This is a genomic window from Nocardioides sp. NPDC023903 (genome assembly GCF_040639295.1).
Taxonomy (GTDB): Bacteria; Actinomycetota; Actinomycetes; order Propionibacteriales; family Nocardioidaceae; genus Nocardioides.
Genome location: NZ_JBEZZS010000105.1, coordinates 1 through 1119, shown reverse-complemented (window position 1 = coordinate 1119; position 1119 = coordinate 1). Strand labels below are relative to the sequence as shown.

The window sequence follows — 1119 nt, the reverse complement described above, 5'->3', positions numbered from 1 at the left end:
GGGTCGGTGATGAGTAGTCGCGGAAATCTCGGCATTAACCCCGAGAACCCACCCCTCGCCTCGTAGCGTCGACCCATGACGCTCCACCTGTCCGACAGCGACATCCTCGCCGAGCTCGAGCCGACGGCCGAAGCCAACCTCAACGACCACCTGTCCAAGGCCAAGATGTGGCACCCCCACGACTACGTGCCGTGGGACGAGGGGCGCAACTTCGCGGCCATGGGCGGCGACGACTGGGATCCCGAACAGTCGCGGCTGAGCGAGGTCGCCAAGGCGGCGATGATCACGAACCTGCTCACCGAGGACAACCTGCCCTCCTACCACCGCGAACTCGCCGACACCTTCGGCTTCGACAACGCCTGGGGCACCTGGGTCGGCCGGTGGACCGCCGAGGAGAACCGCCACGGCATCGTCCTGCGCGACTACCTCGTCGTGACCCGCGCCGTCGATCCGGTCGCGCTCGAAGAGGCCAGGATGTCGCACATGACCGCGGGCATCGCCAAGCCGGAGAAGGGTTCGCAGTTCCTCAAGGGCGTCGCCTACGTCACGTTGCAGGAGCTCGCGACCAGAATCAGCCACCGCAACACCGGCGCCCTGTGTAACGACCCGGTCGCCGATCGCATGCTCGCCCGGATCGCCGCCGACGAGAACCTGCACATGATCTTCTACCGCAAGCTGTGCGCCGCCGCCCTCGACCTCACCCCCGACGAGGCCATGCGGGCCATCACCGACGTGATCCTGCGTTTCCAGATGCCCGGTCTCAACCAGCCCAACTTCCGCCGCAACGCGGTCCTGCTCGCCAAGCACGGCGTTTACGACCTGCGCCAGCACCTCGACGTCGTCCTGCGCCCGACCCTGCGTATCTGGCGCGTCTTCGAACGCACCGATTTCGGCCCCGAAGGCGAAATCGCCCGCGACGAGCTGCACACCTACCTGCTCGACCTCGAGGTCAAGGCGGCCCGTTTCGAGGAGCAGCGCGATCGCGCGCTGGCCAGGGCGGCGGCCAGGGTCTGAGTCGGCCATGGAATAAACCGCTGGCGCCGTCACTTACAGTTGACACATCCTCGGCAACCTGATCTCCGCGATCTCGCCCGACTACGCCACGATGATGGTCGGCCG

1 protein-coding gene is annotated in these 1119 nt (G+C 66.7%); it reads left to right on the top strand.

What is annotated here, in order from left to right; translation table 11 throughout:
- The first annotated feature begins 75 nt into the window (after positions 1–75).
- Positions 76–1014, top strand: coding sequence for an acyl-ACP desaturase (locus tag AB0F44_RS30260; protein ID WP_101466178.1), 939 nt, complete (start codon positions 76–78; stop codon positions 1012–1014).
- Positions 1015–1119 lie beyond the last annotated feature (105 nt).

Coding starts and splice junctions, on each gene's coding strand:
- AB0F44_RS30260 (WP_101466178.1), top strand. CDS start 76: ATGACGCTCCACCTGTCCGACAGCGACATCCTCGCCGAGCTCGAGCCG.